Here is a 21,745-nt window from a genome sequence, read left to right on the forward strand (position 1 = left end):
AAACACTCCCCTTGTCACACCAGTCACATGCCCCTCCGCACCTCACGTGCGCGCTACGCGAGGCCATAATCCTCCGATACTCCAAGATGCGCAGAAACCCTCGCTTTTCTGGCCGGAGGATTGAACATTTCCGGAGGATCAATCCTCTAATCTGCCGCCTAGTCATCCAACTCACTCCATCGCGAACTGCCTGAGTCGTCGGACTTCATGACCAGATCCCAGCCCTCTGGCGTGAAGGTGATGCCGGCATAGGACACCGTGCCGCTCTGGCGTTTCTCGAAGCGGATTTCGTCTTTCATCTGGGTCATGCGTGCGCCCAGCTTCTTGGCCGACCAGGGCCGCGTATCGTTGCCGGCACACCATGCCCGGTATGCCTGGTTCAGCTCTTTGGCGGTGATTACCCCATGCGGATCGGGCTTCAGGTGCCGGCGGATGAACATGCCGGTGCTGTCGTTTTCGTCGCGATATTCCAGCGTGGCCGCCGTCACGCTGGGGCAGATTTTCAGCCCCGTTTCCGCCCACATTCGATAGCCATCCAGCAGCCAGTTGAGGATGCCGGATTTTTCCGCCAGCAGCTTGTCGTTAATCTGGTCGTCACGCTCATCGTCGGGGATGCGCTGCCCGAACCGAAGCACCTTCAGTCCGTGGCGACAGCGCACCGGGCAAGCGAAAGCCGGAGGGTCAGCGCACGCGGAAACCGGCTTGGCAGCTTGCCGGGCACGGCGGGGGCTTCAGCTTGCCAACAAAGGACCGCGGGCTGGCAGACCGACCATAGGAGAATGAGCCAGGCAACAAGATCACCGATAGGCGGCAATAATACTGCCGCGCCTACCTCGCCGGATGATCGATGGCATACACCTGCAAGGTCACGTAGCCCGACTTCCAGTAACGCAGATCGGCCTTATGCACGTTCATGCCGTCATACGCCACGTAATACAGCCCCGGCGGCAGGTAGATCGGCGGAAACTGCGTGCCCTCTTCCAGCGTGTAGCTGGCAATCGGCGTCAGGTTAAGGTCGCGATGCGTCGGCGTCGGCTTAGTGTCGTTGATGGTGATATCCAGCTGCGGCGGCCAGGCACCGGGCGGCCAGTCGTCAGCCTGCTCAATGTCCACAAACAGCGGGATGCGATTACGATCGCCGAAGGCAAAGCGGTACCAGCCTTTGCGTGAATCCGGTGGGAAGACGCCCAGCGCATTGGGCCATAACGCCAATCCAATCGCCGACAAGCTGATTGTAGCCAGCGGCAGGGCAAGCTTGCGGCGGTTGGCCAGAATTGCCAGCGCGCTGAACGCGATTGAGGCGAGGTAGCACGGCACGGCGTAGATCGGGGCCAGCGCCAGCAGCAGCGACAACAGCCCGGCCAGGCTGAGAATGCGGGCTACCGCCTGCAGGTCGGTTTCGTCCCAGTGGCTGATGCGTTGTTGCAACCGATCAAGGAACGTCTCGCGGTCGATCAGCACATCGGCATTGCCTTTGACCAGTTCTTTCGGTGCCACGCCCAGCTTGGCCGCGAGAATGCGCAGCGTGCTGGCATCAACCGCGCGGCCGTTTTCCACCTTGGATATTGTCTTGACCGAAACATCGGCTTTTGCGGCCAGGTCTTCCTGCGTCATGCCGGCGGCAAACCGCAGTTGTTTCACCCTTTCGCCGTCCGGCGTGATCGATCTCCCCATCGTTCCAGTTACGTTCCGGTTTGCCGCCAAAGTTACCAGTTACGCGGATTCTGACTGTCATGCGCCGCAGATAGTATTTCCCTCAGTGACAACAACGGTCTTTTGGAGGAAACACATGCAAGATCAACTCACCTATCTGCCGGTCATCGTCATCGACATGCCGGTGAAGCAATGGAACGAGCTAGGCAGCTATGCCCAGGTGGTGTGGAAGTTTCTCTTCCAGCGGGCCACCGAGCGTCGGCGGACCGACCGGCCGGTGTTCCTGTGGGCGGACGAAGCAAGCAATTTCGTCACCTCATATGACGCGATGTTTCAGTCGACCGCCCGCTCGTCGAAATGTGCCACCGTCTATCTGTGCCAGAACCTGCCCATGTATTACGCCGCGCTGGGCGGTGAGTCGCAGGGCAAGCAGGCGGCCGATGCGTTACTCGGCAACCTGTCGACCAAAATCTTCCACGCCAATGCCGACGTCACCACCAACCAGTGGGCGGCCGACGTCATCGGCAAACGTAAGGAACGGCTCAAGAGCCTGTCCCTGCCGCATGTGTCCCACACGCTCAGATGGAGCGACGAACAGCCTAATGCCACTTCGTCTATCTCGGAGCAGTGGCAATACAAGATTCAGCCGGACTTTTTCACCACGCTGCGGAAAGGTGGCCTTTCCAACAACCTGATGGTTGATGGCGTGATCTTCCAGACGGGTCGCCTTTTCGATGGGAACAATTATGCAATCCAATCATTCCGACAAATCTGATTTCCAAAAAGCCAACATGGTTGCAGACGTGCTGTTCTTTGCCGTCTGCAACGGGTTTGCCATGACGACGCAGGTCTTCCTGCGTGACCGCTTCGGGCATCGCTACCTCAACTGGATAAGGCTGGTGTGTGCATGCATTGTCTTTTGCGTCATGGCGGGCGTGAAAGACGGTGTTGTGGATATGCAGATATTCGGTTTCTTCTTCCTTGTCATGTGGTTCTGCCAGTACGCGGAAGGCCGCAAACGCTGGTTCAAGATGGAGCTGGAACACGGCGATTATGACGGACGCACTCTAATCGGGCGAATAACCCGTATCCCTGAAGGTCATGTGAAGCGATGGGTCGAGCCATTGGTTCTGATCGTCGGCGGTGCGGTTGGCATAAACCTAAGTCCCTCGGCGGGGCTGACCGTCATGCTCAGCGGTGTGGGCAGTTGGTTGCTCATCATGCAGCATGACGACATTCGCAGGCAGGATGCCAGCGCCCTTTACGATGCAGAAATCATGGCTGATGAAATGTTTGAATGGCACTCCAAGATTAAGCGGAGGTAATTATGTCAGGTGAGATGATCGAAAAGGGCAAAGCCGAGCTGTGGGCCTTTGCCAGGCAGGGGCAGAAAGAGCTAACGCAGATCCTGCCTGCCTTCCCCGACTCGGTGCAGCCGGTGGAAGAACCGGGCCTGATGGGCAACCCGACGCAACGCGAAGTCTACGAACAACAACACGGGGAAGACAAAGCCCCTGAACCTCAATTCGAACCGGGAGAGTAACCGTGAGTGAGTTTGAGAAAGTGATTTTCCTGTTCTTCCTTCTTGGTGGCTATACCGTGTTGCAGGCCGGTAAAGCCTTGGCGACTCCCAATGGGAGAAAGAACGCCTCCAGTGGTATCAGCCTGCTGATGAGGATTCTCAAGAGGTGAGCCATGATGATGTTTTTGATCGTGACCGGAACCATCGGGCTGTGTGCCGTGGCGGTGGGCCGCTCACTCGAAACCCCCGAGGGCAGGCAAAATGCCCATGACAAACTTTCGGCCCTGAACGACTGGCTGAACAAGAAATCCTGATTCCTACGGCGGGGGCGGAAAACCGCCCCCGCTTTCCTTTCACCCGCGGAGACGAAAAATGCAATGGTATTTTGCCTGCCCGGCCTGCACGGCGAAATGGTTCGCCCCGGACCGGCAGATGGACTGCCCGCGTTGCGGCACCCCGGCCGAGGCCGCCGAGCAACGCCCCGAACCCTGGAAGGCCCGCAAGCTGTTACTGACCGCCAAGGAAGTCGCCGCGATGCTGCAAGTATCGCTGCGGACCTTCTGGCGCCTCAAATCAGCCGGTGAGATTCCGGCACCCGTCCGGCTCGGCGGTTCCGTCCGCTGGCCGCAAGATACGATCCTGGAGTGGATCGCCGCCGGCTGCCCCAAGGGAGAACAGGTATGAATAAAAACGTGCAACAGCTGATTAAAGCGATGCAGGCCGGGACACCTGTCCCGGCCGGCTTCACGCTGCCGCCGGCCCAGGCGTCAAAGGATCAAAGTTCCCCCGACGCCGTAACCAGGGCCACTGGCGATATCGACCGCCTCAAGCGAACCTCGTTCGAGACATGGAAGAGCAGCCTGAGCGACGGCAACATCGCCAATGTCATCGAACAGCAGTGGGGCTGGGATGACATGACGCAGCTCGGAAAGTACGTGGCGATGGACCAGTGGGTGAACTGGCAGGGGGTTGCCCCAGGCGACCGGCTGCGAATGATGCTTGAAAACGTCGGCGAAAATACCACCGTTAAAGACCTGCAGACGCTCGTTGAAAACAAGATCGAAGTTCGCGACGCCGAACGCGATCAAGACTTCCAGATTGGAGAATAACCGTGGCCAGCATATTCAAACGCTCAAAGAAAAAGGGCACGCCCTACACCATCCAGTATCTCGACCACGACGGCAAACGCCGAACGGTCAAAGGCTTTACCGATAAAGGCCTGACCGAGCAGCTGGCGGCACGGCTGGAGCATGAAGCCCGGCTTCGCCGCACCGGACTGGTCGACGTGCAGGCGGAGAAATTCGCCGAGCAGAAGCTGTCGCCGATCGAAGACCACCTCACCGCGTTTGAGGAAAGCCTGGGCGACAATTCACCCAAGCATGTGCGGCTGACCATGACGCGGGTCCGCCGTATCGTCGAGGGCTGTGCCATCGAGCGGCTGGCCGACTTCGCCGCCGAACCGGTCGAGCGGTTTCTGCGGTCGCTACGCAAGGCCGAAGATATCGGCCATCGCACCTACAACCATTACCTGCAGGCGATCGACAGCTTCTGCAACTGGTGCGTCGCCACCGGGCGCCTGCTGGCCAATCCGCTGGCCGGCATCGAGCGGCTGAATAACGAGCTGGACGTGCGGCATAAACGCCGGGCGCTCACGGCAGAGGAATTCGCCGCCCTGGTCGCCTCGGCCCGCACGTCGACCGAATCGATCCAGTGCTACGACGGCGAGACGCGTGCCCGCATCTATATCCTGTCGTACATGACCGGCCTGCGGCGGCAGGAGCTGGCCAGCCTGACCGCTCGGTCTTTCGATCTGGCATCCGATCCACCGACGCTAACCGTCGAGGCCTCGGCTTCCAAGCACAAGAAAAAAGACGTCCTGCCGCTGCACCTTGACCTGGTACCGCAGCTGCGCCAGTGGCTGCCCAAAAGCGGCTACCTGTTTCCCAAGCTGGCCAAACGCCGCACCTGGCTGATGGTCAAGAAGGACCTGGAGCGCGTCGGCATCGCTTATGAAAATGAAGACGGCATCGCCGACTTCCACGCCGCCGGCCGTCACACCCACATCACCGAGCTGCTACGTAACGGTGCCAGCTTGCCGGAGGCCCAGAAGCTGGCCCGTCACAGCGATATCAAGATGACGATGAAATACACGCATATTGGGCTGAGCGACCAGGCACGTGCCCTGGCCGGCCTGCCGGCGCTGCACCAGCGCTGCATTCCGGGCGTCTCTGAGTCGCAGCAAACGGCACCGGACGGCACCACCGCCAGCGCAAAAGAAAAGCCTAACCCCTCGCAATGCAAGGAGTTAGGCAGTGGCTGTCACCATCCGGCAGACGGTGACAGCATGGAGGCGGCGGGAATTGAACCCGCGTCCTGTGAGCCCTTGGTTTCGGCCTCTACGTGTGTAGTCTGCTGATTAATTTAACTGCGGTTGGTTCAGCAAACCAAGCCAACTTGCAGCGAGTTTCCACGGTGTCTCGCGATCGGCGTAGAAACTTGACCGATCGCCAGCCATGATTTTGCGACTGACTTTTGGACTCCTCAGGCGGGGATTCCGCAGTCAGGACTTACCTATTTCTAGGCAGCCAGTGCATACTGCTTTTCGGCAGATGAATTGTGATCAGCTTTTTACGTGGCCAACTGATCAACCACGACACGCCACCTCAACCTACGGAGAACCAGTCGAAGCCGATCGCCCCCGGTTGTGGATTGCTATAACATTAATACGAAATAAGAGTCGAAAACGTTGACGACAAAATCGTATTTTTTCGACAAGACTTGAACAAAACACGCTCCATTGTGGCGTACTTTGTCGTAAGTGCCCGAACGGAAAGAACTTCGGGCATAGAAGGGTGGCTGAGGGGATTCGAACCCCCGACATCCAGAACCACAATCTGGCGCTCTAACCAACTGAGCTACAGCCACCGTGTCTTTACGAAAGACGAGAATAACTTCGGTTGGTTCGCTTTGCAACAGATCGAATCCGGGTTTCCGGCCAGATTTTTGCTGATTGTCGTGACAGTCGCACGATCAGAAAATTCGACGAACCTCGACCAATTACCCAACCGTGACAGGCGTTGGCATCCCACGACACCCGCACCTCGTGTGAATAATTCCCGCGAACTCCCAAGTTAATCTGGGGACGAGCAAGGTTGCGAAAGCTGTTGACTCTCGATTGTAGCGGTTTCTGTCGTCAGGAAGCGGAGAAACATAGGCTTTTCCGTCTCGTGGACGGATACCAAACACCGTAAAACGGTTCAGTTTCGGTTAGGTGGGTTGCCGGTGAGCCGGATTTTGCCGGAACGTTCTGCGACCACTTTCTGAAATTTCGCGGTGAGTTGATCAGGAGTTTGATATCCGACGATTTTCGTGATGACTTCGAGATCAGGCGATACCAGAACCATTGTCGGAAGTCCTTCTACTTCCAGTGCTTCCATCAACTTCGGGTTCTTATCAGCATCAACCAGCACCGGGATGAAGTTGGCTTCGACTTGGTGGATAATCCGAGGGTCGCTGAACGCGACTTTCTTGAGTTTGTGGCAGTATCCGCACCAGGACGCGGTGAATTTCAGAAGCATCGGGCGTTTGGTCTGTTCCGCCTCTGCAAGTGCAGCTTTCAGATTCGTTTGCCAGACGATGGGCTTAGGAGTTGAGACGTGAGATGGAACGGCCCCGGTACAGGACTGACCGCTCAAAACGGCAAACCCGATCATGGCGAGCAACAACGAACGGGACTTGACGATTTTTTTCATGAGACTGACTTTCTAGACCGGTTGCCGGTCTTCCTGTCCGTGACGGATGCTTCAAACCAAATGTTGTTCGCAATCCAACGGGGCATTGTGTTCCGACCAAATCCCGATGTCGTGGGAAATCGGTCACTTGGACATTTCTTAGATCGGCCATTCGACCGGCCAAGATTCGTGTTCCAGCTCACAGAAACAGAAAAGAACTCAAGATTCCATTCCGTTTCAATGAGGTGTCTTTCGTTGTAGTGGGATGTCTCTACAGCCCTTCTGGAATGCATTTCTCGTTCCAGAGGCGGGTTTGGCGAGCAGAAACAAATGAAGCCGTCGGCTAATTCCACTGCTCATATGACAAGACATTGTGCAGAAACAGCGTTCTGGTTTGATCCGATAGCGTACGCCGTAACCCGGTTTCCTTTTCGATCTTCCGGAATTTTTTCGATAGCCGTCGTCTTGGGCGCGCCAAGTGTTATACTTCCCACAACTGAGATTCCCGGAAATTGCATTTGCTGATTGAGCGAATGCAAGGAAAGTTCGGCCAACGTGCCTCGAACTTTCCGATAAGATTTCTATGGGATCACGTCCGCGTCTCAGCGATGACCGGTATCGTTCCGTAAAGTGGGTCTTTCGGAATATGCCGTGACTGGGTGAACGTAGCTGCTTGCTGTGATGACGTTGATGTCTACGCTGAGTGGAACAGTTTGCGTAGATGGAGTGTTATGGCGAGGCCGAACTTACATTTCGCATTATGTCTGGCGGGGAAAGACATCTTGCATGCAGAATGATGCAAAGCCAGAGGCGAATGGCGCCGGAGTGGTTCACTCGGGTGCCAGTCTCAGAATATGGGACGACGGTGCGACCGACGTTCCTGATCGACAAAGCAAAAGTGTACGGATTGCTCGAACGGGCGTTCCATCGGAGACTCCTGCGCTCATCTTGTTCCCCGGCATGGGCGCAAGTCAACGGATGTTTCAATCCCAGCGTTTGGCGTTTCCGGACCTGATCGTCCCGGATTGGATTGAGCCGAAATACAAGGAAACGTTGCCCCAGTACGCACGACGACTGGCGGAAACGATTGATCCTGGGCGTCCCTATATCGTCGGTGGCGCTTCCTTTGGTGGTATGGTTGCGTTGGAGGTGGCTCGGTATCTGGATACGCGAGCTTGCGTGCTGATCGCATCGATTCGCTCGCGTCGGGAACTTCCCTGGCGTTACCGTTGGCTGGGTCCGTTGGCATCAACGATTCCGGGAACCTGCGAGAACTTAGCGGGCTGGGGAATCCAATTCGGCGAAGCCGTCAGTCGCCCATTTCGGAAGAAGACCATTCAGGAGAGCCCGCTGGTTCACATGGCCAGTGAACAAGGACGATTCCTGCGTTGGGCCAGTATCGCGACGCTGCGGTGGAAGCCCAAAGCGAATGCGTTTCGCTTCCCGATCGAACAGATTCATGGCGATGCCGACCTCGTATTGGAGTCGCGGTTAACCACGCCAGATGTCGTCATCCCGAAAGCCGGACACTTGCTGACTTTGACGCATCCTGCCCAGGTCAATCAGTTCTTAGAGAATGCGATCGCCAAGTATTCGCGACCTACGAAACAACTTCGGGTCGTGGCTGATTGAACAACTTCGATCAGCATCATTAATTGATACTGAACCGAGGTGGAAACTCGCGAGTGGCGTTCCAAAGGTGCTTGAGCACGATTTCGTAGCGAGTTTGCACGTTGAGAGTTTGCGAGACTTCTCGCATGGTTGGCGAGGGAAGTTTGAGTACGTAGGCGACCAAGTCGCAAACGGTGCCGAGCGGAAGTTCGGGGTTGAGGATTTCGTCACGCACTTCAGAGGCAATCCGCGATGCCGGCACCCGTTGCAAGACCTTGGCAATCTCCGCACGACAGTGTGATGGACTGAACTGGTTATCGGTTGGAATCACGTCTGTTAACAGTTTGAGTTTTCCGACCCGGTAGGGTTCGTCGGTTTCGATCTCCTCCTCGACAATGGCGCGTGATAGGCCACGCAGTACCAAGAAATAGCGGCCGTCAGGAAGACGTTCATCGTTGATGATCCGCCCAAGACACACATGTGGAAACATCGGGGCGTGTTTCGATTCGTACTGCGATTCAAACCCGGGTTTCAGCATTGCGATTGTCAGCAGTCGTTCCCCTGCCAACGCGTCCTCGGTCATTTTTCGATAACGTGGTTCGAACATCTGCAGCGGAAGTAACAGGTGCGGAAATAGGACTGCTCCCGGCAAAGGAAAAATCGGTGCTTGTCCACTGAATCCGTCCAGATTCGGTGTGATGTCAAAAGGTAAACTCATTACTGGTCCGATGGTTCAATTGACAAGGTTTAGCCAATGAAGTTTAGGAATCAATTCCGATCGGCACTGGAGATCGGATGGCCATTCCGTGCCGGCGGCGTTCAGTTCCGCGAAGCAGGACTCGAAATCAGTCAAGAACCGATCGACATCCAACCCCAGGAACTCTGCTCGGTAGGGATTCAAGTAACGCACCGACGAATGCGACAGGCGTCGTGCTCCTCCCCAATTCCCTTCCGTGAAATGAAATAACGCCACCGCGGCCTGGATTAAGCCCTGATAGAAATTTCGTTCAGGCCCGATCGTCTCCGTCCATAGTTCTTCCAGCACGTCATGACATTCGAAAAATTCCTCGTCATTGAACAATCGAACTCCCTGTCGAAGTACTTCGGTTGCATTTGATGTCATATGAGTGCCTGCGGAAACAGCGATCCGATGGGAAAAATCTTTTCCGGGGTAATGGTCTCCGCTCCGATTATTGAAATCCTAGGCAAGTCGTCCACAATGACGAGGCGGAATGCCTCCGCGAACGAGAGATTCGCTATACGCGAACTCACAAACCGCCCTCTGGTCTCTTGCTGATCGAACATTGGAATGGCGAAGAAGAAAACACCGGCGAAATCGAGTCGCAGTCGCTCGAAAAAGACAAAAACGGCTGTTGCCATCGATAGCCTGGACGATCGCCAAGCCCGCGCAAAGCGACTGTACCGCGGGCTAAAGAAGACGTACCCGGAAGCAGAGTGCGCCTTGCACCATGAAACGCCGTTTCAACTGTTGGTCGCGACGATTCTCTCGGCACAGTGCACGGACGAACGCGTCAACATGGTTACGCCGAATTTGTTCCGAGAGTATCCCACAGCGGAATCGATGGCCGAAGCCACACAATCGGAGATCGAAGCGATCATCAAATCACTCGGTTTTTTCCGGAACAAAGCGCAGAATCTGTTGGGAATGGCGAAACGACTCGTGAGTGAGTTCGACAGCGAATTACCGCGAACACTCGAAGAAATGACATCACTTCCCGGCGTCGGCCGAAAGACTGCCAACGTGGTACTGGGAACTGCGTTCGATCTGCCGACGGGAGTGGTCGTCGACACCCACGTCAAACGCCTCAGCAATCGTTTTGGTCTGACGGTGAGTCAGAACCCTGAGATCATCGAGCGGGATCTGATGGAAGTCTTGCCAAAGAAAGATTGGATCATGTACTCGCACCGTGCGATTCATCACGGTCGGCAAATATGCACAGCGCGAAAAGCGAAGTGCTTGGAATGTCCGCTGCTCAAAGATTGCCCACGGGTCGGATTGCCCGAACTCGAAGAACCGGTCTCTTGAAAAGTTACTGGTAGAAGCTAGTAAACATCGTTACCGGTTAGGAGTTGTTCGACGGCATCGGCGCGGCGGGCGACTTCAAGCACACTTCGACGGATATCTTCCGGTTCCACAGTGCCCCGTGGATAAGTATCGACCACGCAAAACATCGCTTCACCATCAACCTCACGAATGGCGACGCCACCGTGAGCCATCTCGGCATTGAGCCGCAGAGCACTTTCATAGTACGCCGCATCCGCGCGACAGCACATGCTGTAAATGAGCAATAACCGCTGTGACGCTTTATGCCGACTATTTTCGATATGGACCGTTTGCCGACGACTATCGGGCAGTTCGATACACACCTCATAGACCATGCCATCGCGTTTCCACGTGACGTCGTGTCGATTGAGGAACGCGTTGTGCAAGAGCGTTTCAATGTCGCGAATCTGCCCACAAACGGCTTGGAACAACAACGCGGCTTCCATGGCGTCGCGGGGGCGGTTCGTGGGTGATTTCTCCAGCAGCAGCGACAAACATTCCACCATCTCCATCGCGATATCGGGATGGTCTTTGCGGATCGCCGGGACGGGTTCATGATCGACCAAATGCATCAATTCATTCAATGACCCCGCCACGAACGGCAACCGCCCCGTGAGCAGCAGAAAGTAAGTTACCCCGAGTGCATAGACGTCCGTCACGACCGACGCCGGGCTACCGTGAAAAAGTTCCGGTGCCATGAAGTACGGTGTGCCGGCGAGTTGTTCCGCGGGGATACCGTCGTCCGATAGAATCCGCTTGGCCAACCCGAAATCCGCGAGTTTGGGGATACCTCGATCGGTCAACAGAACATTGTCGGGTTTCAAATCCCGATGAACGATCCCTTCCCGATGTGCTGCCGCCAACCCCTCGGCGATATGTGCCATCAACACGGTTGCACGCAGCGGGGGCAGTCGTCCTTGGTCATCGACAATCTTCTGCAATGACTGACCGGCGATGAACTCCATTTCCAAGAAATTCAATCCGTTCATCGAACCGATCGCATGGACCGTGACGATGTTGGGATGAATCAATGCCGCAGCGGCTCGGCCCTCCAGCATGAATCGCTGGGTGAAATCCACGTCTTCTTCCGCCGCTTCTGGACAAAGAATCTTCAAGGCGCACTGGCGGTGCAGATCGCGATGTTTGGCCAAATACACACGCCCCATCCCGCCACTGCCCAAGAGCGATTGGACGTCGTAAACGTGAAGCGATTGCCCGATCAATTCGTCCAGTTCATGACATTCTTCACTTTGCGGAACCTTCTTGGCCTGTTGATTCCCCCCTTCCGGCGTGGTTGGGCAACCGTGTCCGTCGGTGTTCTGGTTGAAAGAGGAGGAAAGGTCGCTGATCACCATCGTTTCTGCGAACGCCATATCCGGCGCTGTGCGGGCAGCGGCTCCGCAACGAGGACAGACGGCCGATTTCGTCAGATTCCGAAAACGCTCGTTACAGCCGGCACAATACAGCACCCGACGCGATTGCGACGATTCTTCAGGTGGATTGGAACTACGATCGTCATCCATCCATTCTTCCCCAAACCGTCAAATTCCAGGTCATGCCGCACCGACACGCAAGGAAAGGCGATTGACCAGGCGATGTTCCAGGACTAGAGTTTTGACAGCAAAACAGCGACCAACCCCATACCATTGCTAAGTCACACGATACTCGTACGCTTCGTCAGGTTTTACAATAGTTTAACCGGCGAGACGAGTTCGTCCAAACGTTTGTCGGATTTCATTCACCCCCATCGCGCAACGCGAGAGCTTCATGACCGAATCGTTGACCCCAGACTCGTCGGATTCGCCACCCGAGGAAGCACTGGTTCCGCCAAGGGAATCCGAGCCGATCGTCCTCACCGAGGCCGACTTGTTGGACACTTCGGTCGAGTCTCTCCTGTCTTCGTCATGGAAGCTGCCGGGGCCGAATCTGTTCGTCGCGATTCTGTGGATGATCGTGATTGGAGTTGTGCAGTTGGTCGGTGCAGCGATCGGAGCTGTCATTTTCGCCCCGGAACTGATGGATGCAGTCCTTCAAAGCAAGTCGCTGGAATTGTCCGAACTTAGCGGCGACAAATTTGTGGGCATCCTTGCGACAACACAGGCGACATTCGTCGTTTTTGCAATCGTTGCGGCAATGCTGACGTACCGTCGAAAATTGCCGAGCCAAATGCCGCTGCGATTGCCCACCGCACGACATCTCGGAATGATTCTGGCGTTGATGTTGCCTCTCGCGTTATTTGATGGCTTCGTCGCGCAAGAGGTCGCCAAAATTGTTTATCCGGCCACAGCCAACAACGACCAGTCCGAAGTCCCGATCATCGAAATCTTTGAACGCATCGCTGAATCTGGTTCGTTCGGCGTGCTGCTATTCACGTTAGCCATTGCACCGGCGATCGGTGAAGAGATTATTTTTCGCGGCATCATTGGGCGAGGCATGTTGGCACGGTTTGGCTTGGTCGGCGGCATTGCAATCACGTCCATACTGTTTGCGGTGGTGCACATGGAACCGGCGCAGTCGGCCGGTGTTTTGACAATCGGCGTGGTCATGCATGTTGCTTACTTGGCGACACGAAGTTTCTGGGTGCCGATGTTGATCCACTTCCTCAACAACAGCTTGCCGGTGCTGATGGTCTTGGCAATGACCCAACAAGCCGATGCTAACGCCGAAGAAGTTTTGAGCGAGGCGTCTCCCCTGAACTGGGTCGGTGTTCTGACGGCGTTCATCGCAATCGTGCTGTGGACAACGCTTCTGTGGAAAACCCGGTTGGAATACCGTCATGCAGACGACGGAAAACCGATCCTCACTGACGTTCCCACCGTCGAACCGCCTGCTGACTCTATCCCCTACACCGAGGAATTCCGAACCGCTCCCGCGGGTTTAGTGATTGCAGCCATACTTTCGCTCGTGGCGTTCTTTGCTAGCGCGATCCTCACGGCTCCAAGTGTTTAAGAGTCGCCAACTTCATGGGTTCGACTGAAGTAGTACCGAACGACCAATGATCGCTTCTTCGACGTTCGCGACGGGTGTGTAGAACGTTGTCATCCAGTGATAGCGGTATTCACGAATCAGCATCGACTTGCCACCGATGAGTGAGATTGTGGAAAACGATGACTCTGTCAGTGCGAAGTAGCTCATGAAGTACGCTGCGATCAGCGATATGGCAAGCACGATACTGCTTACAAGATGCTTCATTTTCGATCCGTGGTCTGACATGATGCACGCGGATTTAGATTGAAACGTTCTACGAGACTTCAGTATGACAGTTAGAAATCGGATGCCAATTCTTATTGGCTTATGTTGGTGCACACTTCTAGCGACCAAGATCAACGCGGACGAATTGCCTCGCGTGGAGCCGGGCTCGATCGGTCTAACCGACGAACACCAAGCGGAGATTGATTCCGCGGTTGCGAGTGGTCTTGCGGAACGCCGGATGCCGGGTTGTGTGGTTCTGATTGGAAGCAGTAAGGGCATTGCGTTTCTGAAGGCATACGGTGATCGACAAGTTCAACCGGAACGTCAGCCGATGACAACCGACACCGTCTTCGATTTGGCGTCGCTCACCAAGCCTATTGCAACCGCAACGAGTATCATGCAATTGGTCGAGCAAGGAAAGGTCGCGTTAGATGCACCGGTGACCGACTATCTTCCGGAGTTCCAAGCCAACGGCAAAGACACGATCACCGTGCGAGATCTCCTCGTACACCAGGGCGGATTGATTCCGGATAATCACTTGCGAGATTACGAAGATGGCCCCGAAGAAGCGTTTCGCCGGATCAACGCATTGAAGTTGTCGGCTGAGCCGAAGACAAAATTTATGTACTCCGATGTTGGTTTTCTGGTACTGGGACGGATCGTGGAAACCGTTTCCGGGCAGTCGCTGAAGGAATACACGCAGCAACACATCTTCGAACCATTGGGCATGACGGAAACGGGGTACCTGCCCGAAAAACCACTTCGAGAACGTGCAGCCATCACCCAGCAACGCGGGGGAAAATGGATGCAAGGTGAAGTCCATGACCCGCGTGCATTCCAGCTCGGCGGTGTTGCCGGTCATGCGGGGTTGTTCTCGACGGCCGAAGACCTTGCAAAGTACGCGACGGCATTTTTGAACGACGGCAAACCAGTGCTGAAACCTAAGACGTTCGAGTTAATGACGAACAGTTACAAAGTCAGTCGCGGAACTCGTGGCTTGGGATGGGACAAGAATTCACCGTACTCGTCCAATCGCGGCGAAACCATGACCGACCAAGCCTTCGGGCACGGCGGTTTCACCGGGACGGCCATCTGGATCGATCCCGGTTTGGACCTCTACGTGATCTTCCTGAGCAACCGTGTTCATCCCGATGGCAAAGGATCAGTTAACCGTCTCGCAGGGCAAATTGGCACGACTGCCGCAAACGCAGTTCACCAATCGCGAAAATAACTACCGTGATTCGCCCGGTCCGTTTTGGTTGTGCTGTTTGAAAATGTTCTGAAGTTCGGTGGGGTCGGCGGGTTTGACGAGATGTTTGTCGAACCCGGCCTCACGAGTGCGACGACGGTCTTCTTCCTGTCCCCACCCGGTCAAAGCAATCAATGTCATATCTTTCCCCCACGATTGCTGACGAATGTGCCGAGCCGCTTCGTTACCGTTCATCACCGGCATTCCGATATCCATCAGAATGATATCCGGTCGGAACTTTTCCGCGGCTTCGATGGCTTGCTTACCATCGAATGCCAGATTCACGTGATGTCCAAGCATGCCGACAACCATTCGTAGCATTTCCGCAGCGGCCTGGTTGTCATCCACTAATAACACGTTCAACTTTTCATGCGATGCCGCGTCGGCGGAAATATCGGTTGAATTCTTGGTTTTCGGTTCGCCATTCGTCAGAACCGGCAACGTGACACGAAACTCACTCCCTTGATTGTGCCCGCTGCTATGAACTTCGATACCGCCGCCATGAAGTTCGATGAGCGACCGGACAATCGTCAAGCCGATGCCCAAACCGGATTCGATCTGGTTGTCTGAACGCTCGATCTGAGCGAACATCATAAAGATTCTCTCCTGCATCTCAGGCGGAATCCCGATGCCGTTATCCTGAACCGTCACGACGACCGTGTCGTCTTTTCGTTGCGCTGTAAAGACAATCCGGCCTTCGGCTGGTGTGTACTTGGCGGCATTATTCACCAAGTTTGAAAAAACTTGTGCCAACCGATTGGGGTCTGCTTCGAGTTCCACCGGTTCTGAAGGAAGATAGACGACGAGTTCGTGCCGGGATTGATCGACGATCGGTCGAGCCGCCTCGATGGCGCTCGCCACGATTTCTTGCAACACGACTTTCGATTTCCGCAGATGAAGCTTGCCGCGGGTAATTCGTGAGACATCCAGAAGGTCGTCGACAAGTGTAATGAGTTGCTGCGTTTGGCGTTCCAATGTCTCGCGTACGCTTGTTCGAAGTTCCTCATTGTCCGGAGCGAGTCGCAGAACTTCCAAACCCGTCCGAATCGGTGCAAGCGGATTTCGCAGCTCATGTGCCAGAGTCGCGAGAAACTCGTCTTTACGACGATCCGCTTCGGACAACCTCGCTGCGGTTTTCCGCAATTCGTCCTGAAGACGATTGGCATCTTCGATATCGGTATTCGTCCCGAACCAACGGACGATTTCGCCGTTCTCGTCGCGAATGGGCATGGCTCGCGACAGAAACCAACGGTATTCGCCATCGGCTCCGCGTAATGGGAACGTGTCTTCCCAAGGCTGTCCCGCTTCGATGTGTTCGCGAAATTTCTGCTCGACACGTTCGACATGATCAGGGTGATGCACCGCCTTCCACCCCCAACCCTGCATTTCCTCGAAAGCAGTTCCGGTGTACTCGTACCACCTGCGGTTGTACCAGAAAATCCAACCGTCTTTGTCGGTCATCCACGCCAACTGTGAAATGTTATCGGCCAGTTGCGAGAATCGCGCTTCGCTGTCGAGCAAATCTTCCTGCGCCTTTTTTCGCTCGGTGAGGTCCGTGATTTCCAACACGATTCCCGATGCCGTTCCGCTTCGCATGATGGGTTGGGCATTGCAACTTGCGGGAAAGAATTCGCCATCGCTGCGGACAAAATGTGTCTCGAACTCGTGAATCTCGCTACCGGTTTTCAATGTGCGAACAATCGGACAATCTTCGGCTGGCAATTGGGAACCATCGGGATTGCTGTGATGGATGACCTGATGCAGCGATCGACCTTCCAAATCTTCGAGGGTGAACCCCAACAACTCGTGGGAAGCTGGATTCATGAAATTGCAGTAGCCATCTTCGTCAGTCATCAGGATGGCAGTGGTTGCATTATCGGTGACTGTTTGCAGCAGAACGGTTTGATCGGTTTGGGCTTGCTCCATTTTCCGCCGTTCGCTGATATCGCGGAAAATCAGGACGGCCCCGGTGCTCTGACCGGCGGTATTCAGAATCGGAGCAGCGCTATCATCGATCGGAACTTCTTGGCCATTCTTGTTGACCAATACCGTGTGTTTTGCCAGTAACACGATTTCCCCGGAATCCAATGCCTGAATGGCCGGATTCTCGACGGCTTCTCGCGTTGACTCCTTGATCACTTGGAAAACGCTCGTCAAAGGTTTCCCGACCGCTTCCTCATTGCTCCACCCCGTGAGACGTTCGGCGGTCGAATTGAGAAGCGTGACGTTTCCATCCGTGTCACAGGTGACAACGCCATCGCCCATGCTGGTCAGAGTGGTCTGGAACCATTCGCGTTCGTGACTGAGCAATTCATTGGCAGATTTCAGTTCCGCGGTGCGTTTGGCGACTCGATCTTCCAGCTCGGCATTGATGTTCTGAAGAGCCTTCTCCGCTTCGATGCGAGCATCGATTTCTCGCTGCAACTCCTCAGGAGATCGCATTTCCAGTACCCGAGGAATGATACGGAACAACGCAAAAATCGTGACCCAAGACACCACCGCCGTAACAAGTTTGACAAGAGCGGCGACTCGGTAGAGTGGGTACCAAAAGATAATGGCCTCCATCAGGTGAGTCGTCCCACAGCACAGAATAAATGCGCCGAACAGGATGAACACTCGACGGAACGGTAAATCCTTCCGCTCAGAGATGAAGTACAACAAAACGAGTGGAATCGCAAAATAGGCGGCCCAGATTCCGATATCGGAAACAATATGCAACCAGCCGTGGAAGTCCGACCAATTGCCGCACCCCCACCGCCGGGGAAAATCCGACGTATCGAATAGCTTCGACCAGAACTCCATTCCTGAATTCCATTCAGCGAGAAAAAATGAATCAAACCGTCATATCTAATCCTCAATCAAAAATCTAGCAGGCGGTCGTATCGCATCCCCTTTGAAAGTGACCGTTTAGTGTACTGTAAAAACAGTGTACTCTAAGATCGGTTTGGTTGAACCCTTGTCTCCTTTCTGGTGTCCGCTCCGTGAACTCAGATTGGAGATGTCATGAGAAAACTAGCAAGCGTTCAAACCGTCAATTTGGTCGAGCCGATCGAGAACGCAGACGCAATCGAAAAGATCCGCGTTCTTGGTTGGTGGGTGGTCGTGAAAAAAGGGGAGTATCAACCGGGTGATCGGCTTGTGTACTGTGAGATCGATTCCCTGTTGCCGGAGCGTCCGGAGTTCGAATTTCTACGTTCCAGCTGTTTTAAGCCGGCCCAAACCAATGCTGACGGAAAGGTCGTCTTGCCTGCCGGTTTTCGGATCAAAACAATCCGACTGCGAAAGCAAATTTCACAGGGGATTTGCTTTCCGCTTTCGATTTTGCCAGCAGACACCACCGCTGAAGTTGGTGACGACGTGACTGAAGCACTTGGCATCCGCAAGTGGGAACCGCCGGTTCCGATCGGAATGGGTGGGAAGGTAAAAGGTGGTTTTCCAGGATTCCTCCCCAAGACCGATGAGACGCGGGTGCAGTTATTGGAGTCGGTTTTGGAACGGCATCGAGGAAAGACGTTCTACGTCACCGAAAAACTCGACGGGACTTCCTTCACGGCATTCGTGCGAGCGGGAGATTTCGGCATTTGCAGTCGGAACTTATGGATGGACGAGACCGACGAGTCCAACGTCTTGGCACGGGTTGCTCGGCAGCTCAACTTGCAAGAGAAGCTGCAAGCAACGCGGCAACGGTGCGGGCACGATGTGGCCATCCAAGCGGAGGTCATCGGTCCCGGAATTCAGAAGAACAAGTATGAACTGTCGGCGGTCTCACTCCGGGTTTTCAACGTGCTGAACGTAGATACCTACCAGCTTGTGGATCGTGACGACATGCTGGCGATTCTGGATGTAATCGAGTTGGATTCCGTGCCGCAATTGGGGTCGATGGTTCTCGATCATTCCGTGGACGAGTTGGTGTCGATGGCGGAAGGGAAGAGCGTGTTGAATCCGAGAATTCAGCGAGAAGGAATCGTCTTGCGACCCGCTCGCGAAGAATTCGATGAGGACATCGGTGCTCGCCTGAGTTTCAAGGCGATCAACCCGAAATTCCTGCTGAAGTACGACGAGTGATCTCAACAACAAGGCATGCACACTCTCTCGTGCATGCCTTGCTTTGCATCTGGAACATACCAACACTTAGGCTTTCCGGATGAAGTGGGCAGCGTAACTGCGGACGTGTTTGCCGTTGAGAACGTGGAACATGCGGAGCTGTTGAATCATTTCCTGACTGAACCGCCCCAGCGGAATATGCACGAGTTTGCGGCCGTACTGTTTCGCGAGTCGTCGCCAACCGGCTCCCGGGGCTTGGTGACTTAATACCGCGACATGCTTGTAGTTGGAGTGGTAGCAGCCGGCGGCGATGATTCTTTCTTCGAGGGTATCGGCGAAGTTAAACCGACGATCCTGCCAAACGTCTTCGATGGGTCGGGGCGGAAACAGGAACATCGCTCCACCGTAAGTTGAAAGGGCGATGCCAGGGCCGACCATTTCCTCGTGAAAGTTCGACGCGAACAACGCCAATGTCGATTCATCGTGATGTTCCGCATGCCACGTGATTCGCCAGGGATAATCCCGCGGATCGGCGGGGGAATCGAACAGCATAATCACGCAGTCCAAACTCCCTTTTGCAGGCGGCTGTACTCTGACGTACAGATCGCCGGTGTGCCAATTCCGGAGCGTTTCCCGGATATCGAGACCGTCTTTCATACTGGCCGAAAATTTTTCCGTCCGGGCAAGGTCGTTGCCCATGATCGCCAGTGCCGTGTCTTTCACATGCGTGCGAAACTTTTCGATCGCCACATCTTCGGAAGGCCAACTGCATTGGCCAAACGGGTTCCAACCCATCTTCCATTGCTGCTGCTGCGGTTTCGGCGGGAGTGGATTGAGTTGGCAACTCCGCCAATGCCGCGCCTGTCCGGGCAACCGATTCTTCATGTCGACCAGATCACCGCTCGGGAGCTGTGACTGCCCCGTGCCCATCTTGAACGTCGGGAAGGGCATCAAGTCGACGTAGGGGTAATCGTAGGCGGTCTCCATCAGATGAATCGCGAACTGATCGCCCCCGATTTGTTGAGCCGCCACGATCAGCGTGTACAAATCCGGTGTCATTCGGCGTTCGACCAATGCCAAGTTCCGCACATACTGAAAATAGGTGCTCAGCAGCTTGGGAGAGATCTTTCGCGCTCGCGACCCGAGTTCCGTTTGATACCGATCCCGACCAGCTAGCACCATCTCTTTGACGCCGTCAATTGACAGGTTTTCGTCGTTCTCCAACTCGAATCGGGCACGTTCGTACAACCCGGTGACATAAGGTAATTCGCCAAGCAGAAACGTGAGCGTTTGCGGATCACAAGTGAGAATCTGCGTTTCTTCGACGGCTGCGTCATCCTGCGACGGTTTCGCTTGCTCGAAGTAGGCGTCTTTGATCCATGGCCAATCCATGATCGAGCAGACGAAAAGAATTGACGAATACTCGGCTTCGAGTTCGCGAAGTCGCTGGGCCATCATGCGAACGCGATCGATCGGTTGGCCGGGCGGGAGTGGTGGAATGGCTGGCAGCAACGCGGCAGCGAACTTGTCGGCGGCAGTCCGTTTGACGGCGTATGGGTCTGGCAGACTGGCTTCGATTGGGCGGAACTCAGCGGTTTCCAAGTCGATAAACGCGCGGTGCATCCGTTCCTGCAAGGCGATTCGCAGTGCCGCAATCACCCCCTGACAGGGATCGATCGGTACATAACTGCATGCACCGGATTCGTCGCTGTCGTCGTCATCGTCTTCGCTGTCCGGCGTCCAATCGGTGGATTGGAACGTCCCCGGTTCTGGTTGAATGACAGCCGTAATTCCGGGCAGAAACGCAATCGCCCGTTCGACATCCGCTTGGAACGATGGCGGCAACGGAACGGCGAGGCAATCAAACGATTGCGACAACATCACCCGCCGCACTTCAATCGCAAAATCCCCGCTGCCATGAATGATCGGCAACACGGTGATCTTATCACTAAACTTCAAAAAATCCGATGACATTACGGGGGGCACCTAGGGAGATTCGATCAGTGTGTATTGGGGATAGTTGCTTTCGTCACGAGTGCGTTCGAAACGGAATCGGCATCCCATCACTGCGGAAGTTTGGAAGCCGTCCGCATCGACTGCCATCGGTTCAAAGTTTTTGTCGCCGCGACTGTGAATTTGAAACTGGATGTCCGGCCGACGCACATCGATCAACCAGAATTCTCGAACCCCGGCAGTAAAATACTCTCGTGGCAAACGACGTCGATCTTTGTTTTCCGAACTGTCGCTGACGATCTCGACGACGAGATCTGCCATACCCTCGACTTCCACGTACCGATCATCCTCCTCCGTGACCTTCGGTACCAATCTCGCTCGGCCTAATTGTAGGGTTTCTTTCGAAAAAAAAATCACGTCCGGCTCTGCGGACAAATCAGCTGAAGCATTTGAGATGCGTGTCTGATCGGAAAGTAAATAGCCAAGTTTGAGTTGTCGATTCCGATATGCCAGAACCGCGATGATCTCAGTCTTCGGTGTGCCGTGCATGAAGAAATCTTCAGGAGACATGTCGACCTCGATGCAACCTTGAATGTAGTCGATACGCCCCCTCTGCGGGAAATTGTCCGACAATGCCCAGGCTCGGAAGTCGGCCAGCGTTTCGATGCCTGGAGGAATGACGACATCGGAACGCAACATCACCGGTTCCGTTCTTGGTTCTCCAT

General features: G+C 55.0%; 23 protein-coding genes, 1 tRNA gene, 1 other RNA gene and 1 pseudogene. 13 read left to right on the top strand and 13 right to left on the bottom strand.

Annotated features, from left to right (window positions below):
• Positions 1-158 precede the first annotated feature (158 nt).
• Both AC5DDB_RS26090 and AC5DDB_RS26095 read right to left on the bottom strand, forming a co-directional pair.
• Complete coding sequence (locus AC5DDB_RS26090; protein WP_491742700.1) at positions 159-635, bottom strand: hypothetical protein; 477 nt, start codon at positions 633-635, stop codon at positions 159-161.
• A 193-nt stretch (positions 636-828) separates the two neighbouring features.
• Positions 829-1,674, bottom strand: a complete 846-nt coding sequence (locus tag AC5DDB_RS26095) for a helix-turn-helix domain-containing protein (protein ID WP_491742701.1) — start codon at positions 1,672-1,674, stop codon at positions 829-831.
• Between the two features lie 115 nt (positions 1,675-1,789).
• Between AC5DDB_RS26095 and AC5DDB_RS26100 the strand changes: the two genes are divergently transcribed.
• From AC5DDB_RS26100 to AC5DDB_RS26130, 7 genes are read left to right on the top strand one after another with little or no spacing between them, the layout of a single operon-like run.
• The gene (locus tag AC5DDB_RS26100) at positions 1,790-2,428 is read left to right on the top strand and encodes a TraM recognition domain-containing protein (RefSeq protein WP_491742702.1); all 639 of its coding nucleotides are present in this window, start codon (positions 1,790-1,792) and stop codon (positions 2,426-2,428) included.
• Entirely contained in the window at positions 2,400-2,978 is a 579-nt protein-coding gene (locus AC5DDB_RS26105) for a hypothetical protein (RefSeq protein ID WP_491742703.1), read from the top strand. The genes AC5DDB_RS26100 and AC5DDB_RS26105 overlap by 29 nt, the downstream gene beginning before the upstream one ends.
• A gap of 2 nt (positions 2,979-2,980) precedes the next feature.
• Positions 2,981-3,196 carry a hypothetical protein gene (locus AC5DDB_RS26110; RefSeq protein ID WP_491742704.1) on the top strand — a complete coding sequence of 72 codons (216 nt, stop codon included), beginning with the start codon at positions 2,981-2,983 and terminating at the stop codon, positions 3,194-3,196.
• 2 nt (positions 3,197-3,198) lie between these two features.
• Positions 3,199-3,345 carry a hypothetical protein gene (locus AC5DDB_RS26115; RefSeq protein WP_491742705.1) on the top strand — a complete coding sequence of 49 codons (147 nt, stop codon included), beginning with the start codon at positions 3,199-3,201 and terminating at the stop codon, positions 3,343-3,345.
• Between the two features lie 3 nt (positions 3,346-3,348).
• The gene (locus AC5DDB_RS26120; RefSeq protein ID WP_491742706.1) at positions 3,349-3,489 is read left to right on the top strand and encodes a hypothetical protein; all 141 of its coding nucleotides are present in this window, start codon (positions 3,349-3,351) and stop codon (positions 3,487-3,489) included.
• A gap of 58 nt (positions 3,490-3,547) precedes the next feature.
• Positions 3,548-3,859: a helix-turn-helix transcriptional regulator gene (locus AC5DDB_RS26125; protein ID WP_491742707.1), complete on the top strand. Its 312-nt coding sequence runs from the start codon at positions 3,548-3,550 to the stop codon at positions 3,857-3,859.
• A complete protein-coding gene (locus tag AC5DDB_RS26130) occupies positions 3,856-4,284 on the top strand; it encodes a hypothetical protein (RefSeq protein ID WP_491742708.1) in 429 nt (142 codons plus the stop codon). Before AC5DDB_RS26125 ends, AC5DDB_RS26130 begins: the two co-directional genes overlap by 4 nt.
• Before the next feature lie 23 nt (positions 4,285-4,307).
• Here AC5DDB_RS26130 and AC5DDB_RS26135 read toward each other — a convergent pair whose 3' ends face one another.
• Positions 4,308-4,511 (bottom strand): hypothetical protein, encoded by a 204-nt coding sequence (locus AC5DDB_RS26135; RefSeq protein WP_491742709.1) that lies wholly within the window; start codon positions 4,509-4,511, stop codon positions 4,308-4,310.
• Positions 4,512-4,568: 57 nt separating this feature from the next.
• Here AC5DDB_RS26135 and AC5DDB_RS26140 point away from each other — a divergent pair.
• A pseudogene (locus AC5DDB_RS26140) lies at positions 4,569-5,273 on the top strand (tyrosine-type recombinase/integrase); the annotation flags it as partial.
• A 244-nt stretch (positions 5,274-5,517) separates the two neighbouring features.
• Here AC5DDB_RS26140 and ssrA read toward each other — a convergent pair.
• The 3 genes from ssrA to AC5DDB_RS26155 all read right to left on the bottom strand — a co-directional run bounded on the left by ssrA (position 5,518) and on the right by AC5DDB_RS26155 (position 6,927).
• Positions 5,518-5,875, bottom strand: a transfer-messenger RNA (tmRNA) gene (ssrA, locus tag AC5DDB_RS26145).
• Positions 5,876-6,026: 151 nt separating this feature from the next.
• A tRNA-His gene (locus AC5DDB_RS26150) sits at positions 6,027-6,100 on the bottom strand.
• A 332-nt stretch (positions 6,101-6,432) separates the two neighbouring features.
• A complete protein-coding gene (locus tag AC5DDB_RS26155; protein WP_491742710.1) occupies positions 6,433-6,927 on the bottom strand; it encodes a thioredoxin family protein in 495 nt (164 codons plus the stop codon).
• A gap of 765 nt (positions 6,928-7,692) precedes the next feature.
• On the opposite strand from AC5DDB_RS26155, the gene AC5DDB_RS26160 reads away from it, so the two are divergent.
• Positions 7,693-8,538 (top strand): alpha/beta fold hydrolase, encoded by an 846-nt coding sequence (locus AC5DDB_RS26160; RefSeq protein WP_491742711.1) that lies wholly within the window; start codon positions 7,693-7,695, stop codon positions 8,536-8,538.
• A 19-nt stretch (positions 8,539-8,557) separates the two neighbouring features.
• Here the strand turns inward: AC5DDB_RS26160 and AC5DDB_RS26165 are convergent, their stop codons facing one another.
• On the bottom strand, positions 8,558-9,235 hold the full coding sequence (locus AC5DDB_RS26165) for an LON peptidase substrate-binding domain-containing protein (RefSeq protein ID WP_491742712.1): 678 nt from the start codon (positions 9,233-9,235) through the stop codon (positions 8,558-8,560).
• A 15-nt stretch (positions 9,236-9,250) separates the two neighbouring features.
• The gene (locus AC5DDB_RS26170; protein ID WP_491742713.1) at positions 9,251-9,640 is read right to left on the bottom strand and encodes a DUF309 domain-containing protein; all 390 of its coding nucleotides are present in this window, start codon (positions 9,638-9,640) and stop codon (positions 9,251-9,253) included.
• A 186-nt stretch (positions 9,641-9,826) separates the two neighbouring features.
• On the opposite strand from AC5DDB_RS26170, the gene nth reads away from it, so the two are divergent.
• Complete coding sequence (nth, locus tag AC5DDB_RS26175) at positions 9,827-10,564, top strand: endonuclease III (protein WP_491742714.1); 738 nt, start codon at positions 9,827-9,829, stop codon at positions 10,562-10,564.
• Positions 10,565-10,581: 17 nt separating this feature from the next.
• Here the strand turns inward: nth and AC5DDB_RS26180 are convergent, their stop codons facing one another.
• The gene (locus tag AC5DDB_RS26180; protein ID WP_491742715.1) at positions 10,582-12,105 is read right to left on the bottom strand and encodes a serine/threonine-protein kinase; all 1,524 of its coding nucleotides are present in this window, start codon (positions 12,103-12,105) and stop codon (positions 10,582-10,584) included.
• Between the two features lie 244 nt (positions 12,106-12,349).
• On the opposite strand from AC5DDB_RS26180, the gene AC5DDB_RS26185 reads away from it, so the two are divergent.
• Complete coding sequence (locus AC5DDB_RS26185) at positions 12,350-13,531, top strand: CPBP family intramembrane glutamic endopeptidase (RefSeq protein WP_491742716.1); 1,182 nt, start codon at positions 12,350-12,352, stop codon at positions 13,529-13,531.
• 12 nt (positions 13,532-13,543) lie between these two features.
• Here the strand turns inward: AC5DDB_RS26185 and AC5DDB_RS26190 are convergent, their stop codons facing one another.
• Positions 13,544-13,774, bottom strand: a complete 231-nt coding sequence (locus AC5DDB_RS26190) for a hypothetical protein (RefSeq protein ID WP_491742717.1) — start codon at positions 13,772-13,774, stop codon at positions 13,544-13,546.
• Positions 13,775-13,856: 82 nt separating this feature from the next.
• On the opposite strand from AC5DDB_RS26190, the gene AC5DDB_RS26195 reads away from it, so the two are divergent.
• On the top strand, positions 13,857-15,005 hold the full coding sequence (locus AC5DDB_RS26195; RefSeq protein ID WP_491742718.1) for a serine hydrolase domain-containing protein: 1,149 nt from the start codon (positions 13,857-13,859) through the stop codon (positions 15,003-15,005).
• Here AC5DDB_RS26195 and AC5DDB_RS26200 read toward each other — a convergent pair whose 3' ends face one another.
• Positions 15,006-17,825, bottom strand: a complete 2,820-nt coding sequence (locus AC5DDB_RS26200; protein WP_491742719.1) for a PAS domain-containing hybrid sensor histidine kinase/response regulator — start codon at positions 17,823-17,825, stop codon at positions 15,006-15,008.
• A 201-nt stretch (positions 17,826-18,026) separates the two neighbouring features.
• Between AC5DDB_RS26200 and AC5DDB_RS26205 the strand changes: the two genes are divergently transcribed.
• Entirely contained in the window at positions 18,027-19,088 is a 1,062-nt protein-coding gene (locus AC5DDB_RS26205) for an RNA ligase (ATP) (protein ID WP_491742720.1), read from the top strand.
• 66 nt (positions 19,089-19,154) lie between these two features.
• Here the strand turns inward: AC5DDB_RS26205 and AC5DDB_RS26210 are convergent, their stop codons facing one another.
• Both AC5DDB_RS26210 and AC5DDB_RS26215 read right to left on the bottom strand, forming a co-directional pair.
• Positions 19,155-21,041: a hypothetical protein gene (locus AC5DDB_RS26210; RefSeq protein WP_491742721.1), complete on the bottom strand. Its 1,887-nt coding sequence runs from the start codon at positions 21,039-21,041 to the stop codon at positions 19,155-19,157.
• Between the two features lie 12 nt (positions 21,042-21,053).
• A complete protein-coding gene (locus tag AC5DDB_RS26215; protein WP_491742722.1) occupies positions 21,054-21,719 on the bottom strand; it encodes a Uma2 family endonuclease in 666 nt (221 codons plus the stop codon).
• Positions 21,720-21,745 lie beyond the last annotated feature (26 nt).

This window comes from Thalassoroseus sp. (genome assembly GCF_984380535.1).

What these genes read in the sequence shown, in the direction of transcription:
- AC5DDB_RS26105 (WP_491742703.1), top strand. Translation starts at nt 2,400, where the DNA reads ATGCAATCCAATCATTCCGACAAATCTGATTTCCAAAAAGCCAACATG.
- AC5DDB_RS26125 (WP_491742707.1), top strand. Translation starts at nt 3,548, where the DNA reads ATGCAATGGTATTTTGCCTGCCCGGCCTGCACGGCGAAATGGTTCGCC.
- AC5DDB_RS26185 (WP_491742716.1), top strand. Translation starts at nt 12,350, where the DNA reads ATGACCGAATCGTTGACCCCAGACTCGTCGGATTCGCCACCCGAGGAA.
- AC5DDB_RS26210 (WP_491742721.1), bottom strand. Translation starts at nt 21,041, where the DNA reads ATGTCATCGGATTTTTTGAAGTTTAGTGATAAGATCACCGTGTTGCCG.
- AC5DDB_RS26100 (WP_491742702.1), top strand. Translation starts at nt 1,790, where the DNA reads ATGCAAGATCAACTCACCTATCTGCCGGTCATCGTCATCGACATGCCG.
- AC5DDB_RS26190 (WP_491742717.1), bottom strand. Translation starts at nt 13,774, where the DNA reads ATGAAGCATCTTGTAAGCAGTATCGTGCTTGCCATATCGCTGATCGCA.
- AC5DDB_RS26095 (WP_491742701.1), bottom strand. Translation starts at nt 1,674, where the DNA reads ATGGGGAGATCGATCACGCCGGACGGCGAAAGGGTGAAACAACTGCGG.
- AC5DDB_RS26160 (WP_491742711.1), top strand. Translation starts at nt 7,693, where the DNA reads ATGCAGAATGATGCAAAGCCAGAGGCGAATGGCGCCGGAGTGGTTCAC.
- AC5DDB_RS26120 (WP_491742706.1), top strand. Translation starts at nt 3,349, where the DNA reads ATGATGATGTTTTTGATCGTGACCGGAACCATCGGGCTGTGTGCCGTG.
- nth (WP_491742714.1), top strand. Translation starts at nt 9,827, where the DNA reads ATGGCGAAGAAGAAAACACCGGCGAAATCGAGTCGCAGTCGCTCGAAA.
- AC5DDB_RS26110 (WP_491742704.1), top strand. Translation starts at nt 2,981, where the DNA reads ATGTCAGGTGAGATGATCGAAAAGGGCAAAGCCGAGCTGTGGGCCTTT.
- AC5DDB_RS26180 (WP_491742715.1), bottom strand. Translation starts at nt 12,105, where the DNA reads ATGGATGACGATCGTAGTTCCAATCCACCTGAAGAATCGTCGCAATCG.
- AC5DDB_RS26195 (WP_491742718.1), top strand. Translation starts at nt 13,857, where the DNA reads ATGCCAATTCTTATTGGCTTATGTTGGTGCACACTTCTAGCGACCAAG.
- AC5DDB_RS26155 (WP_491742710.1), bottom strand. Translation starts at nt 6,927, where the DNA reads ATGAAAAAAATCGTCAAGTCCCGTTCGTTGTTGCTCGCCATGATCGGG.
- AC5DDB_RS26205 (WP_491742720.1), top strand. Translation starts at nt 18,027, where the DNA reads ATGAGAAAACTAGCAAGCGTTCAAACCGTCAATTTGGTCGAGCCGATC.
- AC5DDB_RS26165 (WP_491742712.1), bottom strand. Translation starts at nt 9,235, where the DNA reads ATGAGTTTACCTTTTGACATCACACCGAATCTGGACGGATTCAGTGGA.
- AC5DDB_RS26170 (WP_491742713.1), bottom strand. Translation starts at nt 9,640, where the DNA reads ATGACATCAAATGCAACCGAAGTACTTCGACAGGGAGTTCGATTGTTC.
- AC5DDB_RS26130 (WP_491742708.1), top strand. Translation starts at nt 3,856, where the DNA reads ATGAATAAAAACGTGCAACAGCTGATTAAAGCGATGCAGGCCGGGACA.
- AC5DDB_RS26215 (WP_491742722.1), bottom strand. Translation starts at nt 21,719, where the DNA reads ATGTTGCGTTCCGATGTCGTCATTCCTCCAGGCATCGAAACGCTGGCC.
- AC5DDB_RS26200 (WP_491742719.1), bottom strand. Translation starts at nt 17,825, where the DNA reads ATGGAGTTCTGGTCGAAGCTATTCGATACGTCGGATTTTCCCCGGCGG.